The organism is Phyllobacterium sp. T2-21 (genome assembly GCF_055378485.1).
In genome coordinates, this window is sequence record NZ_AP027915.1 from 462,696 (window position 1) to 480,117 (window position 17,422).

At 61.2% G+C, this 17,422-nt stretch carries 13 protein-coding genes; 8 read left to right on the top strand and 5 right to left on the bottom strand.

What is annotated here, in order from left to right; translation table 11 throughout:
* The first annotated feature begins 17 nt into the window (after positions 1-17).
* From ACZ5FP_RS24245 to ptsP, 8 genes are all read left to right on the top strand, one after another.
* Positions 18-1,547 carry an FGGY-family carbohydrate kinase gene (locus ACZ5FP_RS24245; protein ID WP_464664589.1) on the top strand — a complete coding sequence of 510 codons (1,530 nt, stop codon included), beginning with the start codon at positions 18-20 and terminating at the stop codon, positions 1,545-1,547.
* Positions 1,544-3,160: a GMC family oxidoreductase gene (locus ACZ5FP_RS24250; protein WP_464664590.1), complete on the top strand. Its 1,617-nt coding sequence runs from the start codon at positions 1,544-1,546 to the stop codon at positions 3,158-3,160. The genes ACZ5FP_RS24245 and ACZ5FP_RS24250 overlap by 4 nt, the downstream gene beginning before the upstream one ends.
* Positions 3,161-3,306: 146 nt before the next feature.
* Positions 3,307-4,824 carry a glycerol-3-phosphate dehydrogenase gene (glpD, locus tag ACZ5FP_RS24255; RefSeq protein WP_464664591.1) on the top strand — a complete coding sequence of 506 codons (1,518 nt, stop codon included), beginning with the start codon at positions 3,307-3,309 and terminating at the stop codon, positions 4,822-4,824.
* Between the two features lie 542 nt (positions 4,825-5,366).
* Positions 5,367-6,866, top strand: a complete 1,500-nt coding sequence (gene glpK, locus ACZ5FP_RS24260) for a glycerol kinase GlpK (RefSeq protein ID WP_346305877.1) — start codon at positions 5,367-5,369, stop codon at positions 6,864-6,866.
* A 79-nt stretch (positions 6,867-6,945) separates the two neighbouring features.
* The gene (locus tag ACZ5FP_RS24265; protein WP_223615868.1) at positions 6,946-7,671 is read left to right on the top strand and encodes an MIP/aquaporin family protein; all 726 of its coding nucleotides are present in this window, start codon (positions 6,946-6,948) and stop codon (positions 7,669-7,671) included.
* 15 nt (positions 7,672-7,686) lie between these two features.
* Positions 7,687-8,688 carry a dihydroxyacetone kinase subunit DhaK gene (gene dhaK, locus ACZ5FP_RS24270; RefSeq protein WP_223615867.1) on the top strand — a complete coding sequence of 334 codons (1,002 nt, stop codon included), beginning with the start codon at positions 7,687-7,689 and terminating at the stop codon, positions 8,686-8,688.
* 111 nt (positions 8,689-8,799) lie between these two features.
* A complete protein-coding gene (dhaL, locus tag ACZ5FP_RS24275) occupies positions 8,800-9,429 on the top strand; it encodes a dihydroxyacetone kinase subunit DhaL (RefSeq protein ID WP_223615866.1) in 630 nt (209 codons plus the stop codon).
* A complete protein-coding gene (ptsP, locus tag ACZ5FP_RS24280; protein ID WP_464664592.1) occupies positions 9,426-11,900 on the top strand; it encodes a phosphoenolpyruvate--protein phosphotransferase in 2,475 nt (824 codons plus the stop codon). The genes dhaL and ptsP overlap by 4 nt, the downstream gene beginning before the upstream one ends.
* 5 nt (positions 11,901-11,905) lie before the next feature.
* On the opposite strand, the gene ACZ5FP_RS24285 is transcribed toward ptsP, so the two are convergent.
* The 5 genes from ACZ5FP_RS24285 to ACZ5FP_RS24305 form a co-directional block, all read right to left on the bottom strand.
* Entirely contained in the window at positions 11,906-13,384 is a 1,479-nt protein-coding gene (locus ACZ5FP_RS24285) for an MDR family MFS transporter (RefSeq protein ID WP_464664593.1), read from the bottom strand.
* A gap of 476 nt (positions 13,385-13,860) precedes the next feature.
* A complete protein-coding gene (locus ACZ5FP_RS24290; protein ID WP_346305881.1) occupies positions 13,861-14,898 on the bottom strand; it encodes an ABC transporter substrate-binding protein in 1,038 nt (345 codons plus the stop codon).
* A gap of 71 nt (positions 14,899-14,969) precedes the next feature.
* Complete coding sequence (locus ACZ5FP_RS24295; RefSeq protein WP_464664594.1) at positions 14,970-15,782, bottom strand: ABC transporter permease; 813 nt, start codon at positions 15,780-15,782, stop codon at positions 14,970-14,972.
* Entirely contained in the window at positions 15,779-16,627 is an 849-nt protein-coding gene (locus ACZ5FP_RS24300; protein ID WP_464664595.1) for an ABC transporter permease, read from the bottom strand. Before ACZ5FP_RS24300 ends, ACZ5FP_RS24295 begins: the two co-directional genes overlap by 4 nt.
* Entirely contained in the window at positions 16,624-17,376 is a 753-nt protein-coding gene (locus tag ACZ5FP_RS24305; protein ID WP_464664596.1) for an MBL fold metallo-hydrolase, read from the bottom strand. Before ACZ5FP_RS24305 ends, ACZ5FP_RS24300 begins: the two co-directional genes overlap by 4 nt.
* Between the last annotated feature and the right edge of the window lie 46 nt (positions 17,377-17,422).

Consider the following 17,422-nt stretch of genomic DNA (forward strand, 5'->3'; position numbering starts at 1 on the left):
CTGAGGAGGGGTTCCGTATGGGAGAGTATCTTTTGGGGCTTGATGCCGGCAACACCATCATCAAGGCCATCATCTTCGACCGGCAAGGCAATGAGATTGCGGCGGCTGCCGAGGAGGGGCATAGCAGCATGCCGCATCCGGGGCACGTCGAGCGCGGGCTGGACGAGCTTTGGACCAATGCGCGCCGGGTCATTCAACGCTGCATCGCCGACGCCGGAATAGGCCCGGAGCAGATTGCTGCCATCGGCTGCGCCGGGCATGGCAACGGTCTTTATACCCTTGACCGTCAGGGCAATCCTTTGCTGGCAATCCAGTCCCTGGACACACGGGCGGCGGATCTCGTGGAAGAATGGCAGGCGGAAGGTGTCGGCGACCGCACCTATCCGATCGGCCTGCAGCGGCCCTGGCCGTCACAGACCCCGACGCTGCTTGCCTGGATCAAACGCCATCGGCCGGAAACATTCGCGCGGATCGGCACGGTGTTCCTGTGCAAGGATTTCATCGTCAACCGCCTGACGGGAAAGCGCGTGAGCGAGGTGTCCGACATGGCCGGATGCGGGCTGCTCGACGTCGCACAGCGGCGGTATGACCGAGAGCTGATGACCGCCTTCGGGCTCGGCGATTGCATGGACCTGCTGCCGCCGCTCATAGAGAGTGCCGATATCGCCGGAACGGTCACGCAGGCCGCCGCCGACCAGACCGGACTTGCCGTTGGCACGCCCGTCATTGGCGGGCTTTTCGACGTGATTGCCTCGGCAATCGGCTCGGGCGTAACCCGCACGGGTGCAGCGTCGATCATCGCCGGTACCTGGAGCATCAATCAGGTGGTCGTTGACGCGCCCCGCCTCAAAAAACCGTTCTTCATGTCGTCGACCTTCGATCGCGAGCGTTACATGGCGATTGAATCGAGCGCGACGTCGGCCGCCAACCTTGAATGGCTGGTGCGTGAGTTCTTCCACGGCGAACAGCCGGATGGAGGCTCGCCGTTCGATCGCTGCTGTGAACTGGCGGTGGCGGTGGAACCGTCCGCCGACGATCCGCTCTATCACCCGTTCCTCTACGGCGCGCAGCAGGACGGCAATGCCCGGGCAGGTTTTTATGGCGTCGCGGGCTGGCATACGAAAGGTCACCTGATCCGGGCTTTGCTGGAAGGCGTGGCCTTTGGCCATCGCCAGCATATCGAAACACTGCGGGACGCAGGCGCCAATTTCGACGAGGCGGTGCTGTCCGGCGGCGGTTCGCGCAGCCTGATCTGGCCGCAAATTTTTGCCGATGTCCTGGGGGTTCCGGTGACGGTGGCGCGGTCGAGCCAGACGGGCGCGCTTGGCGCAGCAATCGCCGCGGGTACAGCGGTCGGCATTTTCTCCGATTTCGATGCCGGTGCCGCGGCCATGGTCGTGACGGAGCGGTCCTACCGGCCGGATGCTGCAAGGGCTGGCCATTATGCCAGGCGCTATCAGCTCTACCGGGATATCGCCGATGCCATGGCGCCGGTCTGGAAGCGCATGGCCGCGCGTGACGCCGCGATGGCGGAGGCTGCAGCGTGAGCAATGCATCGCCAATAGATGAAGGTGCCTATGATTTTATCATCGTGGGGGCCGGATCGGCCGGCTGCGTGCTGGCCAACCGCCTGTCAGCCGATCCGAAAAACCGCGTTCTCCTGCTCGAGGCGGGCGGCAGCGACCGCTATCACTGGATTCACATACCCATCGGCTATCTCTATTGCATGGGCAATCCGCGCACGGACTGGATGATGAAAACCGCTGCGGAGGCAGGGCTGAACGGCCGCTCGCTTCCCTATCCGCGCGGCAAGGTGCTGGGCGGCTGTTCGTCGATCAACGGCATGATCTACATGCGGGGGCAGGCCGCCGATTATGATGGCTGGCGGCAGGCCGGGAACGCCGGCTGGGGCTGGGACGATGTCCTGCCCTATTTCCTCAAATCCGAAGACAATTACCGTGGACGTTCGCCGCTGCATGGGGCAGGGGGCGAATGGCGCGTGGAACGGCAACGCCTGTCCTGGCCCATCCTCGATGCGTTCCGCGATGCGGCCGAAGAGCTTGGCATTGGCAAGACCGATGATTTCAATGGCGGTGACAATGAGGGCTCCGGCTATTTCGAGGTCAATCAGCGCGGCGGTGTTCGCTGGAACACCACCAAGGCGTTCCTACGCCCTGTCTTGAAGCGATCCAATCTCCGGGTATTGACCGGCGCGGAGGTGCAAAGACTGGAGTTTGACGGCAAGCGCGCAACAGCGATCCGCTTTGAACGAAACGGCCAGCTTTGCAAGGCTGCCGCTCGGGAAATCATTCTGGCGGCGGGCGCGATCAACTCGCCGAAAATCCTTGAACTGTCGGGTATCGGAGACTCTCATCTCCTGAAACAGGCGGGTATTGAATCGTTTCATGACCTGCGCGGCGTCGGCGGGAACCTGCAGGACCATCTGCAGATCCGCACGGTTTTCCGCATCGAAGGAGCGAAAACGCTGAACCAGCTCTACCACAACCTCTTGTCGCGCGCCGCGATGGGACTGGAATACGCGTTGCGCCGTTCGGGGCCATTGTCGATGGCACCGAGCCAGCTCGGCATTTTTGCCAAAAGCGACCCCGCGCTGCTGACACCCGATCTGGAATACCACGTCCAGCCGCTCAGCACGGATCGTCTCGGCGAACCGCTGCACCGCTATCCCGCCGTGACCGTGTCCGTCTGCAATCTGCGCCCTGAAAGCCGTGGCAGCGTCCACGTTACCGGACCCGATGCCAGCCGGCAGCCGGAGATCCGGCCGAACTACCTCTCCACGCCGGGCGACAGGCTGCTGGCGGCCCGGTCGATCCGCCACGCGCGTAATCTCATGGCAACGCAAACCTTGAAAAAGTATCATCCGTCCGAGATGCTGCCCGGCACGCAGTACCAGAGCGACGACGAATTGATCCAGCGCGCCGGGGATATCGCGACCACGATTTTTCATCCCGTCGGGACCTGCAGGATGGGCAGCGACGACCGGTCCGTTGTCGACCGTGCCCTGCGGGTGCACGGTGTCGCGGGCCTGCGCGTTGTCGATGCGTCCATCATGCCAAGCATCGTTTCCGGCAATACCAATTCGCCTGTCATCATGATTGCAGAAAAGGCTGCCGATCTCATTCTTCGGGGCGCGCAATAGCCGCCGGAGAACATCCACGTCCGCAATATATCTTGCCGGGTGAGTTGATGCGCGTTATATTTTCTTTTGGTTTCGTATTTGTTTCGCAGTGGTGCTATATTGGCTGGTGCTGGCGGGCAGGACGGTTGCGAACAGGGAGATGAGCGGTGGCACAGGACGGGATCTACGACATTTTCGTGATTGGCGGCGGCATCAATGGCTGCGGCATTGCCCGCGATGCGGTGGGGCGCGGCTACAGCGTGTGTCTGGCCGAGATGAACGACCTGGCCAGCGGCACCTCGTCGGCCTCCACCAAGCTGATCCATGGCGGGCTGCGCTATCTGGAATATTACGAGTTCCGCCTGGTGCGCGAGGCGCTGATGGAGCGCGAGGTGCTGTGGGCGGCGGCGCCGCACATCATCTGGCCGCTGCGCTTCGTGCTGCCGCACCATGCGGGGCTGCGCCCGGCCTGGCTGCTGCGGCTGGGCCTGTTCCTCTACGATCACATTGGCGGGCGCAGGAAGCTGCCCGCGACGCGCACGCTCGACATGACGCGCGATGCGGCGGCCAGGCCGCTGAAGTCGCTCTATACGCGGGCGTTCGAATATTCCGACTGCTGGGTCAATGATGCGCGGCTGGTGGCGCTCAATGCGCGCGATGCGGCCGACCGCGGCGCGGTGATCCGCACCCGCAGCAAGGTGACGGCAGCGCGGCGCGCGGCCGATGGCTGGACGCTGGACGTGCAGGACGCCCTGTCGGGCGCGGTGGAGACGGTGCGGGCGCGGCTCGTGGTCAATGCGGCCGGTCCCTGGGTGGACGAGGTCCTGACCGGCGTGGCCGGGCTGAAGGCGGCGCACAATGTGCGCCTGGTGCAGGGCAGCCACATCGTGGTGCGCAAAAAGTTCGACGATCCGCGCGCCTATTTCTTCCAGAACACCGACGGGCGCATCATCTTCGCCATTCCCTATGAGCAGGAATTCACGCTGATCGGCACGACGGACCAGGATTATCACGGCAATCCGGCCGAGGTGACGATCACCGCTGCGGAGACCGATTATCTCTGCGCGGCGGCCAGCGAATATTTTGCCGCGCCGGTGCAGCGCGCCGATGTGGTGTGGAGCTATTCGGGGGTGCGCCCGCTCTATGATGACGGGGCCTCGAAGGCGCAGGAGGCGACGCGCGACTATGTGCTGAAAAGCGATGCGCCGGCGGGGCTGGCGCCGCTGATGAACATTTTCGGCGGCAAGATCACCACCTACCGGCGGCTGGCGGAGCACATGCTGGAGAAGATCGAGGAGAAGCTCGGGGCCAGGGGCAAGCCATGGACGGCGGCCGGCACGCTGCCGGGCGGCGATTTCCCGGCGGACGGCTTTGCGGCGCAGCTGCAGCGGCTGCAAGCCGATTACCCCTTCCTCGAACCGCGCCATGCCTACCGGCTCGTACGGCTCTACGGCACGCGGGCCTGGGGGCTGTTGGGCACGGCGGCATCCCTAGCCGATCTCGGCGAGCATTTCGGCTGGGATCTCTACGCGGCGGAGGTGCGCTATCTCATCGCGCAGGAATGGGCGATGACCGCACAGGATGTCCTGTGGCGGCGCACCAAGGTCGGCCTGCATGTCACCGGCGCAGAAACCGCCGCCCTCGAAACCTTCATGGCCAAAACCGTCCAGCGCCGAGCGCAATAGCAGGTGGCGGCTGGCCGCGAGGCCAGCCCATTCAGTGACGTGTAAGCGGTTGTGAATGCGCGTTTTATTTTCACTTTACATTCCTTGCCTTCGCGTTTGGTTTCGGTTATCGTTTCATCAACGACAAATGATCGCTTAGACAGCGGCTGTATCCGGTGGAACGCTAGAGTTGGGGTGGCACGTGCAAGCACGTCCTTACGGGCTCATTGTTTTCGGAGTTGATCTCGTCGGCTGCGGCATTGCCCAGCCCGCCGTGGACACGGCGTTTTGCGGGGTATCCGATAGCAGGATCTGGCGCTTCTCCGATCATGAGCCTGCCGGACCAGCGTGTACGCCGTCACTTCTTTTGAGCATGGCCGCCAGTCCAAAACGCGCCGCTTGCCGCGGCGCAATGGCTGCTCAGAACCTTGTTTTCAATTCACCATCCGACATCCAAACCAAGGGGATCGCAATCCGTCTGGGGAGCCGGGAGGCTTGCGGTTGCGATCTCTGGCCGAGCCGAAACACCACACCGAACGCAAGAGAAGAAACAGGAGGAAAGTATGACGAAATATGTTGGATCCATTGATCAGGGCACAACCAGTTCCCGCTTCATCATCTTTGATCGAAAGGGTACTGTCATTGCCGTCGATCAAAAGGAACACGAGCAGATATTTCCCAAACCCGGCTGGGTTGAACACAACGCGATCGAGATCTGGCGCAACACGATGAGCGTCGTTGCCGGTGCGCTCAAGAAAGCCAAGCTTTCCGCATCGGATCTGGTCTCGGTCGGTATCACCAACCAGCGCGAAACAAGCGTTCTCTGGGACAAGAAGACGGGCGCGCCGCTGCACAATGCCGTGGTCTGGATGGATACCCGTACGGACCAGCTCGTCGGCCGCTACGCGAAGGACGGCGGCAAGGATCGGCTGCGCGAAAAGACAGGTCTGCCGCTTGCGACCTATTTTTCCGGATTGAAGCTGCATTGGCTTCTCGACAACGTGCCCGGCGCGCGTGCCAAGGCTGAGGCAGGAGAGGTGCTTTTCGGCAATATCGATACCTGGCTGGTCTGGAACCTCACCGGCGGCGCCGATGGCGGCATTCACATCACGGATGTGACGAATGCCTCCCGCACGCAGCTGATGAACCTCAAGACCCTGGATTGGGATGACGAGATTCTCAAGCTCTTCAACATTCCGCGCGCCTGCCTGCCGACCATCCGCTCGTCGAGTGAAGTCTATGGCGAGATCAAGGCGGCACCGCTCCAGGGCGTGCCCGTTGCCGGCATTCTCGGCGATCAGCAGGCGGCATTGTTCGGCCAGGCATGCCTCAATCCGGGTGAAGCCAAGAACACCTATGGTACCGGCTGCTTCATGCTGATGAATACGGGTGAAAAGCTCGTTCCATCGACCTTCGGCCTGCTGACGACGGTCGGCTACAAGCTCGGGGACAAGAAGGCGGTTTATGCGCTCGAAGGTTCCATCGCCATCACCGGCGCCCTCGTGCAATGGCTGCGTGACAACCTCGGCATCATTCAGACAAGCCCCGACGTCGAAGCTTTGGCCCGGACGGTGGAAGACAATGGCGACGTATATTTTGTCCCGGCGTTTTCCGGTCTTTATGCGCCGCATTGGAAGGACAGCGCCCGCGGCGTCATTGCCGGCCTGACACGTTTTGCCAACAAGGGACACATTGCCCGTGCGGCGCTCGAGGCCAGCGCCTACCAGGTGCGCGAAGTGCTCGACGCCATGGTCAAGGACTCCAAGGTCGAGATCAAGGAACTGCGCACGGATGGCGGCATGACCGTCAATGAATTGCTGATGCAGTTCCAGTCGGACATTCTCGACGTGCCGGTCGTGCGCCCGAAGGTCATCGAGACCACGGCTTTGGGTGCGGCCTACGCGGCCGGTCTCGCCGTCGGTTACTGGAAATCCACCAATGACATCGTGGAAAACTGGGGCGTCGACAAGCGTTGGCATCCGGCCATGTCAAAGGCCGAGCGTACCAAGCTCTTTGCCGCCTGGAACAAGGCTGTAACCCGTTCGCTTGACTGGGTGGATTAATACATCGTCAATTGGAGGGAGCTGCGCTCGTTGCAGCTCCCTTTGTTCCGTTCATCATCATTTTTAGGAGGAGGAGACTATGCATACACCATTTATCGGTGAACTATTGGGGACGATGATGCTCATCATTCTCGGCGACGGCGTCGTTGCCGGTGTTTTGCTGCAGGGTTCGAAGGCGCAGAATGCGGGCTGGGTGGCAATCACCGCCGGCTGGGCATTTGCGGTGCTCGCGGGCGTGTTTGTCGCCACATCGACAGGCAGTCCCGACGCGCACATCAATCCGGCAGTGACAATCGGCTTTGCTGTTGTATCGGGCGATTATTCGAAGATCGCGTCCTATATTCCGGCTCAGCTGATTGGTGCCTTCCTCGGCGGGGTCATCGTCTGGCTGCAATATCTGCCGCATTGGGCGAAAACATCGGACGCCGGCCTGAAACTTGCGGTTTTCTGCACGGGACCGGCCATTCGGAATACGGGGGCGAACCTTATCAGTGAAATCATCGGCACCTTCGTGCTGGTCTTCGTCATTGCCGCCATCTTCTCGAAAGCGGTTGCAGGCGCCGGCATCACCCCGGCCATCGGGCCTTACATGGTTGCCATGCTGGTCTGGGCCATCGGTCTGTCGCTCGGCGGAACCACCGGTTACGCCATCAATCCGGCCCGCGATCTTGGACCGCGTATTGCCCACGCCGTGCTGCCGATCTCCGGCAAGGGCGGCTCCGATTGGGGCTATTCGTGGATTCCGGTGGTCGGTCCTATCGTTGGTGCTATCATTGCTGCGTTCTTCATCAAGGCCCTGATTTAACCCAAGGAGGCTGGCATGAAAAAGCTGATCAACGCTCCCGACGCTGTCGTGGAGGAAGCTCTGGACGGCATGACTGCCGCCCATGGCGATCTGATCCGAGTCCACCGCAACCCCAATTTCATCACGCGGGCCGATGCGCCCGTTCGGGGAAAAACCGCCCTCCTTTCGGGGGGCGGCAGCGGTCATGAACCCATGCATGGCGGCTTTGTCGGCCGGGGCATGCTCGATGCAGCCTGTCCGGGAGCGGTCTTCACCAGCCCGACCCCGGACCAGATGCTGGAAGCATCAAAGGCGGTCAACGGTGGCGCAGGCATTCTTCACATCGTCAAGAACTACACCGGCGATGTGATGAATTTCGAAATGGCCGCCGATCTTGCCCGGGCAGAAGGCATCGATGTCGAAAGTGTTGTCATCGACGATGACGTGGCGGTGAAGGACTCGACATGGACCGCCGGCCGGCGCGGCGTTGCCACGACGGTTCTGGCGGAAAAGATATGCGGCGGTGCCGCAGAAGCCAGGATGCCGCTCGCACCGGTGGCGGATCTTTGCCGCAGGGTCAATGCCAACGGCCGCTCCATGGGCATGGCATTGTCGGCCTGCACCGTGCCGCATGCGGGCAAGCCATCCTTCATCCTGCAGGAGGATGAGATGGAAATCGGCATCGGCATTCATGGCGAGCCGGGCCGGCACCGGGTGAAGCTGGAGAGTGCGGATCGCGTGGCGGAAATGCTGCTCGAGCCCATTCTCGAGGACCTGCCTTTCAAGAGCGGCGACAATGTGCTTCTCTTCGTCAATGGCATGGGGGGAACGCCGCAGATCGAACTGTATATCGTCTATCGCAAGGCATATGAGATCGCGGCGAAACACGGGCTGAAAGTCGTCCGCAATCTTGTCGGGTCCTATGTCACCAGTCTGGAAATGGCGGGATGCTCGATCACCCTGCTGAAACTGGACGATGAAATGGTGAAGTTCTGGGACGCTCCGGTGGTCACGCCATCGCTGCGCTGGGGCGCCTGACATGATCGGCTGAAGCCCTCTGTCCGGGCTTCGGCCAAGCTGTGAAATCAAGTCCCATCCCGTTCGCGGGGTGGGACCATTGTTGTCAAAATCTATCCGGGAGATACTCAAATGGATGTGCTGTCCGTCGCAACGCTTGTCACGTGGATCAACCGTGCTGCCGATGTCTATGAGCGTGAGAAGGCCTATCTGACGGAACTCGATGCGCCGATTGGCGATAGCGATCACGGCGAGAACATGGCCCGCGGCTTCCTCGCGGTCAAAGCCAAACTGGCGGATCAGTCATTCCCGGATGCCGCTGCGGTCTTCAAGACGGCGGCGATGACATTGCTCTCGACCGTAGGCGGCGCCAGCGGTCCGCTCTATTCGACATTTTTTCTCAGCGCTGCGGTGAAGGCGACGGGCAAGGTTGATCTTACCCTTGCCGACTGGACGGCCTGCCTGGAAGCCGCCCTTGCCGGCATCGTGCAGCGCGGCAAGGCGGCGCTGGGCGACAAGACCATGATCGATGCGCTGTCTCCTGCCGCCGATGCGCTGAAGCAGGCCGCCGGCAAGCCGCTTGCCGAAGCGCTGGCCCTGAGCGCGGCGGCGGCCGAAACCGGCATGAAGGCAACCATTCCGCTCGTGGCACACAAGGGCCGAGCGAGTTATCTCGGAGACCGCAGCGTGGGCCATCAGGATCCCGGCGCGACGTCCACCCATTACCTGCTTAAAGCACTCGCTGATGTTGCCGCAGCATGAGCGGCGCGTCTGATCACGTCGCGCTCATCCTCGTTTCGCATTCCCGCATGCTTGCCGAGGGTGTCGCCGCGCTGGCGCGGCAGATGACCGGGGATACGGTCACGATCATCTGCGCCGCTGGGATGGGGGACAATGGTGACGAGATCGGCACCGACGCCATGCGTATTCTCGAAGCCTTGACCGAGGCGGACCATCCGGCGGGCTGTCTCGTGCTCATGGATCTCGGCAGCGCACTTCTGTCGGCGGAGATGGCGCTGGACCTGACCGAGGGCGACCAGCGCACGCGTGTGATTTTATCGGCGGCGCCGTTTGTCGAAGGAGCCATTGCGGCTGCGGTGGCGGCGGGGCAGGGTCTGCCGCGCGCGGAGGTTGAACGTCAGGCGGTGCAGGCGCTGCGGCCCAAGATTGAGCAGCTGGGCGGTGAGGTGTCGTCCGCGCCGGAGGCTGTACCGGCAGATACCGGCGCGCCCGATGCCACGGCGGAGGCGGTCATTCCGGATCCGCATGGTCTGCATGCGCGCCCCGCCGCGCAGGTTGCTGCACTGGCTGCAAAATTCAAATCGCAGATCGGCATTGCCCGGGCGGACGGCAACAAATCAGCCGCTTCGGCGGTCAGCATGATCGACCTCATGACGCTTGGCGTGCGGCAAGGCAATCGCCTCATCATCACGGCGAGCGGTGCGGATGCACAAGAGGCCGTATCCGCTATGCGCGACCTTATCCGGAGCCTGGCCGGCAAGGCCGACCCTGCAGCAGCACCGGCGCAAGTCGTTGCGAAAGGCAATGCGACCCCCGTTTCTCCGGGAATCGCCGTTGGACCGCTGACTGTTCTCAAGCGCCCCGTGCTCGAGGTGTCGAACGCATCCATTGCCGATCCGCAGGCCGAAATTGCCCGTCTGGATGCCGTCATTGCCTCCGTTGGCGAAACCCTGGGCAAGACGCATGGCATGGCGGGAGACATCGCGGCTGTTCAAATCGGACTTCTGGCCGAGCCGGGACTCATTCCCGCTGCCCGGACCAAAATCACCGATGAAAAATTGAATGCAACCGCGGCGGTTTCGGCGGTCTTTGACAAGGCAGCACTGGCATATCGCAGCCTTGAGGATGCCTATCTGCGTGCGCGCGAAGCCGATCTGCTCGATCTGCGCGATACAATCATCGCGGCGTTGCTCGGCCGTGCGGCATTTGAACTGCCGGCCGGGCCGCCAGCCATCTTGCTTGCGGACGAGTTGCCGCCGTCCGTAGCCCTCGTTCTCGATCCCGCTCAGGTCCTCGGCGTGATCGAGCGGCGCGGTGGCGCGACTTCGCATGCGGCAATCCTGTTGCGCGGGGCCGGTATTCCAGCCATCGCCAATGCCGGGGGACTTGTTCTGGCGGATGCGGCAACCGTTGCATTCGATGGCGCCACGGGTGCTGTTCTGTTCGATCCGACACCTGAACAAAGCGCGCCGTTCGTCAAGGCGCGTGATGAAGAAAAGCTGGATGCTTCCGGCTCCCCCCTGATTGACGGCAGCATAGAAATGCGGGACGGGCGCCGTATTGAGCTGTGGGCCAATGTTGTCGGCGTTGGCGATGCCAAGGCCGCAGTGAAAGCCGGTGCCATGGGCATCGGCCTGCTGCGCACCGAAATGATGTTCCTGGACCGGCAGGAGGCCCCTGGTGAAATCGAGCAGATGCGCGAACTCAAAGCGATCTTTGATGTATTCGCGGGCAAGCCGATTGTCGTGCGCACGCTGGATGCCGGAGGGGACAAGCCTGTTCCCTATATGAACATGCCTGAAGAAGCCAACCCGTTCCTCGGTGTGCGTGGCTTGCGTCTTTCCCTCGCGGAACCGGCAATCTTCCAGACGCAGCTGCGTGCGATCTTGCGCGCTGCCGCCGGGCATGATGTGCGGATCATGCTGCCCATGGTGACGCAGGTCGATGAACTGCACGCGGCGCGCCGGGCCCTGGACGAGGCACATGCGGCACTCGATGCTGCAAAAATCGATCATCGCTGGCCCATCGATCTCGGCATCATGGTTGAGGTGCCGGCTGCCGCACTGACGGCGAAACAGTTTGCGCATGCGGCGGATTTCTTTTCCATCGGCACCAACGATCTGACCCAGTACACCCTTGCGGCGGAGCGGGGCAATCCACGGCTTGGCACCTTTGCCGACGCCGCCCATCCGGCCGTGCTTTCCCTCATCCGCGATGTTGTCGAAGCGGCGGGAGCGACCAATATTCCGGTTTCCGTCTGCGGCGAAGCCGCGGGCGATCCCGATGCAGCCCTCCTTCTTGTCGCGTCCGGCGTGACCAAACTCAGCATGGGGGCGGCATCCCTGCCGCGTGTGGCAAAGCGATTGCTCGGAACAGAGGTAAACCTGCCGGATCTGCGGGACCGCTGGCAGGATGCTGCTTCAGCGGCCGATGTGCGGAAAACCCTTTCGGACGGCGCACCCGGCGATCAGCGTTCGACGAAACGGGCTTGAACCGTTCAGTGATGCCCGTCTGAAGCCTGGCTCGTTTCAGGTTTCCGGATGAAGAACGCTGCGACAACGGCACCCAGCGAGATAATCGCTCCGCAGAGAAAAGCGGTTTTGATGCCGCCGGTGGTGGCGGTCAGAATATCGGCCCCGCCCGCAGCGAGGCTCGCCGAACGCAAGGTCATGATGGCGACAAACAGCGCCGTTCCCGCCGCGCCGGCCACCTGCTGGGTGGTGCCGATCATGGCGCTGCCATGGGAATAAAGCTGTGGCGGCAATGAACCGAGGCTAACCGTGAACAGGGGCGTGAACATGAGCGCGAGGCCGATGCTCAGCACGATATGCGCGATCAAAAGGACCCAGAAGGGCGTGTCCTGCTGCACGAAGACGAGGCCCCACAGCACCAGGCTCAAGACGATGGCGCCGGGGACGATCAGCGGCTTCGGTCCGTACTTGTCGAAGAGGCTGCCGACAGTGGGCGCGCAAAGACCCATGATCAGGCCGCCCGGCAACATCAGCAATCCGGTCTCCAGCGTGGAAAGCCCAAGGACGTTCTGTAGATAGAGCGGCAGCAGGATGAAAACGCCGAACATCGACATCATCAGGATCGCCATCATCGCGGTCGATATCGCGAACGTCCGTATGGTCAATGTGCGCAGGTCGAGCAGGGCCCGCTCCTGCTTTTGCAACTGCAGCTGGCGCAGGACGAAAACCGCGATGACCACCGCTCCCAGCACGAGCGGGAACCAGGGCGATACGGCCGGGGTATGGATGGCGGCTTCACCCAAACCGCTGAGGCCGTAAACGAAACTGCCGAAACCGATGGCCGAGAGAAAGATGGAGAGGATATCGATCGGCGCCTTGATCGGAACCGTTACATTGCGCATGCGCAGGGTGCCGAGAGCCAGCGCCAGCAGCGAGATCGGCAGGACCAGCAGGAACAGCCAGCGCCAGTCGAGTGCAGAAAGGATCAGCCCGGAAATGGTCGGTCCGATGGCCGGGGCCACGGAAATGACGATGGAGATGTTGCCCATGGTCTTGCCGCGCGTTTCCGGCGGCACGAGATTCATGATCGTGGTCATGAGCAGTGGCATCATCACCGCGGTGCCGGACGCCTGGACGATCCGTCCGACGACCAGTTCGGGGAAACCCGGTGCCAGCGCGCATACCAATGTGCCGGTGCTGAACAGCGACATGGCCAGAATGAACACCTGCCGCGTGTGCAGCCGCTGCAGCAGAAAGCCGGTGATCGGAATCACCACGGCCATGGTCAGCATGAACGCCGTGGTCAGCCACTGGGCAGCACTCGCGGTTATCTTCAGATCCGCCATCAAATGCGGCAGCGCCACGCCCATGATGGTTTCATTGAGAATGACGACAAATGCCGACACCAGGAGCAAGGCAATGACAAGCCTGTTGCGGGCGCTATGGTCTTGCGCGGGAGACGCAGACGACGTCCCATCGGCATAGGTCGGTGTATCATGGGTCATGGAGCTGCCTTGATTTGATATGGAATCTGGGTAGGCCCGGTTTGTCCGGCAACAGAAGCGCTTGATGCGTCTCATCTGTGATGACGAACCACCACGGGAGATTTCGACGGGTGCGATGGATTATTGTGAAATGTACATCGGCAAAGCGAGGCTCAGCATTGAACGAGGCATCGGAACAAATTCCTTGCGGACTCAAACGCGACTCATGGGAACAAGCATTCTCATTTGATTGCCCATAATGCAATAGAACGAATTCTGACAGACTTAAATATTTGATATCATATTCCGGAGCCGACCGCTTCGCGCCTCCGGCGCATATGTGTGTCTTCACGTGCGGCTTTAGGAATTTAATTTCGCCAATGAAATAGAAATTATAGCTATATATTAAACAGATGTCGTATTTTCATGATAAATTAAATAATGAAACCGTGCGCTTACCAATGTAAGCGCACGGTTCGATTCTGTGCTGGAAGCAACTATTTTGCGAGTTTATCCCAACCATCGGCAATCGCCTTGATCGCGCCGGAGAAGCTGGTCAAGTTGGTTGGAAAACGCACTTTCTCATAGGCGCTGGCCGGCAGCATTTTCGTCTTCACGTCGTCTGGCAGCGCGATGTCCCGGGTCGGATGGGCATAGCCCTGGGCGAGGAGCAGCTGTCCTTCATCGGAGAACAGATAGTCGATGGCAACCTTTGCCGCGTTCGGGTGCGGTGCGACCGAACTGATGTACTGGGCGAACAGCATTCCAACGGTACCGTCGGCGGGAATGATGACCTTGAGCGGCAAGCCGGTCGCATCGCGCTTGGCAAAGCCGTCAAAATCATAGACCAGGGAAATCGGGCATTCGCCCTTTTGCACGGAGCCGACATTCAGGACAACGCCGTTGCGCAGGTTGCCGCTGTCGCGCAGTGTTTTGAACCAGTCGAGGCCGGGCTGCACATTGGCCTCGCTGCCGCCATTGGCATAGGCTGCGGCAAGGACGGAGGCTGTTGCGTAGGTCGAGATGCGCGGATCGCGGCTGCAGACCATGTCCTTGTATTGCGGCTTGAGCAGGTCATTCCAGGTCTGCGGCAGCTCCTTCACCTTGTCCGTGTTGACGAGGAAAGCGATGGCGCCCCAATAGGATGCGGCCCAACGGCCTTCAGGGTCCTTGTATTGCGGCTTTATGCTGTCCCACGAGGTATTCTTGTAGCTGGCAGCCAGGCCGTTCTCCAGCAGACGCGCGGTGAAATCGTAGCCGATATCGGCAATATCCATGACCGGTGCATCCTTCTCCGCGAGAAGGTGCGTTATCTGTTCCGCCGATGTCATGTCGGTATCGACATGCTTGAGCGCGTATTTGCTTTCAATATTGGCGAAGATGGTACCGAGATTGACCCAGTCATCCGACATGCCATAGCTGACATATTGGCCTTCCTTCTTGGCGGCGGCGAGCTTGTCGTCGGCCATCGCCGGCAGAAGCTGGGCGCTGAAGACGGCAGCGCCGATGATCATGGTAACGAGTTTCTTGGTCATGGTTTTCTCCAGAGGCGGGTTTGTTCGATACACGCCGCTCCCGCTTGCGGCGTGCATGTCGGTGTTTGCGTTCAGTGCGGGGTATCGGCTCTCGCGTTCTGGCGAACCCGCGTTGCACTCCACAGGATGGCAAGTGAAATGAGCCAGGCGAATGCAAAGCTCATGAAGGCAAGGGCGCTTGCCTGCCGGGCATCGGAACGCGTGAATTCGACGAGATAGATCGGAAAGGTCTTGAAGCGCGTGCCGGTCAGCAGATTGGCAAGGACGAACTCGGCGAAGGCCGTGGAAAAGACCAGCAGGCTGCCGTTGACAATGCCAGGCGCGATGTTGGGCACGATAACCCGCAGCAAAACCTGCGCGGGGTTGGCACCAAGGCTTTGGGCCGCCTCTGAAAGCCTGTTCGTATCCACGCTTTCAAGGGCATTCATCACCGCGCGGTACATGAACGGCAGCGTGATGATGACATAGGCCGCAATCAGGAGATTGGGCGTGTTGATGAGGGGCAGCGGCAGCTTTGAATAGAGGCGGATGAGAGCAAGCGCCAGCACCACCCCCGACAGGGAAAAGGGCACGAGCGACAAGAATTCCAGCCATGGCTTGGCCCGCGGCATGCGCGCATGGACCAGATAGGCCGCTGGCACCACAAGGACCAGCGAAACCAGGACGGACAGTGCGGAAAGCCAGAGCGAATTCATCAGCGTATCGAGGAAAGCCGAGCGCGAGGAAACCTTGATCCACCAGTTCAGCGTCAGTCCTTCCGGCCACAGGGTCCGGTCCCAGCGGGTTGCGACGGAAAACAGCGCCGTTGCGATGACCGGGACGATCATGAACGCGATGAAGGAACCGATGACCGGAGCCCGCCATGTGAGTGATTTCATGGTCATGCGGCGTGCCTCATGCGGCGCATGAAATGCTGATAGGCAACGAGGCAGCTTCCCATGACAAGCAGCGAAAGAACCGCAAGCGCATCAGCCAGTGCCGGGTCAAGCTTCACCTCGCCGCGCACGAGGGCGGCGATCTGCACAGGGATGATATTGACGTCGGAACCGGTAAGGGTCCACGCGGTCGCATAAGCGCCGAAGGCATTGGCGAACAACAGGAAAAAACTTGCCAGCATGGCGGGCGCAAGAACGGGTAGCCCGATGCCGGTCCAATATTGCAGGCCGGAAGCGCCGAGGCATTCCGCTGCTTCCCGCCACTCCCGCCGCAGCCGCTTCAGCGCGGGGATGACGAGCAAAATGGCCAGCGGCAGCTGGAAATAGAGGTATGCGATACCCAGGCCGCTGATCGAATAAATCCGGAAACCGGGATAGAGGTCGATACCGGCATAGCCCAGGAGGATCGTGATGAAGCCGGTTGAGCCAAGCGTGATGACAAAGGCAAAGGCAAGCGGGGCACCCCCGAAATTTGCCGTGACATTGGCAAGGGCGGTCAGCGACAGCCGGACGGTGGCGTTGGAGGATGTGGCAATGGCATAGGCGATGATCGTCCCCAAAAGAGTCCCGCCCAAGGCCGTTGCGAGCGACAATTGCAGGCTGTTGGCGAAGGCTGTGGCGATGGATGGCGTCAATGCCCGCGCAAAATTGCCCAGCAGCAAGCCGTCCGGCCCGCTCAAACTCGACTTCACCAGCATGAGGACCGGCAGGATTTCGAAGGCACTGACGAATGCCAGCAGCGGCAGAAGGCCCAACCAGGTGCGGTTGAGCTTTCCCGACCCAATCCTCTTCACGGCAGCACCACCACCGTGCCGTCACGCGCCACGATGACGTCGCCGTCAAACAGGGAACAGACCTGCCGCGCCACCTCGTCGTCATCCGTATCCGGATAGAGATGTGTGAGCAGCACGCGTTTTACCCCGGCAGACGCTGCGAGGCGGCCAACGCCATCGGCCGTGAGATGATCCGCCGTGACAAAACCTGTGGGGAAGGAACATTCGCAGGCGAAAAGGTCTGCCTTGCGGGCCAGTCCGGCAAGAGCGGCGCTTTCGATTGCATCGCCGGAATAAACAAAGACCCGGTCATCGGCTTCAAGCCGGAATGCCACGCTGTTGTCCGTGTGGCCGGTCAGTGCTGTTTCGATGACAAAGCCGGGAAAATCATGCCGGCCGGCAATCAATTCGACGATATTCAGTTCGTAGTTTTCCGGCACCGTGCCGTCGAACAGGTTCATGATGCCGGCAACGAAATCGCTCAAACCCTTGCAGCCCATGAGGGTGAGGGGTGTCGTCCGGGTCCATCCGGGTGTGGCATTGAAAGCCTGCAGCAAGGCGATGAGATCAAGCACATGGTCGGAATGCAGGTGGGAGATAAAAATCTTGTCGAGGTCGCGGTAGCTGAACCCTGCCGCATGCAGGCGCGCCATCGTTCCCGCACCCATATCAAACACCAGCCGCTCTTCGGCGATATCAACGAGGTAGCCGGATGGGCTGCGGTTGGCGCAGGGAAGGACGGTGCCTGCTCCGAGTACTGTCACGTGCATGATTCATTCCTGGTAGCATCCTGTCCTTGGCACGAAGAGATTGCTT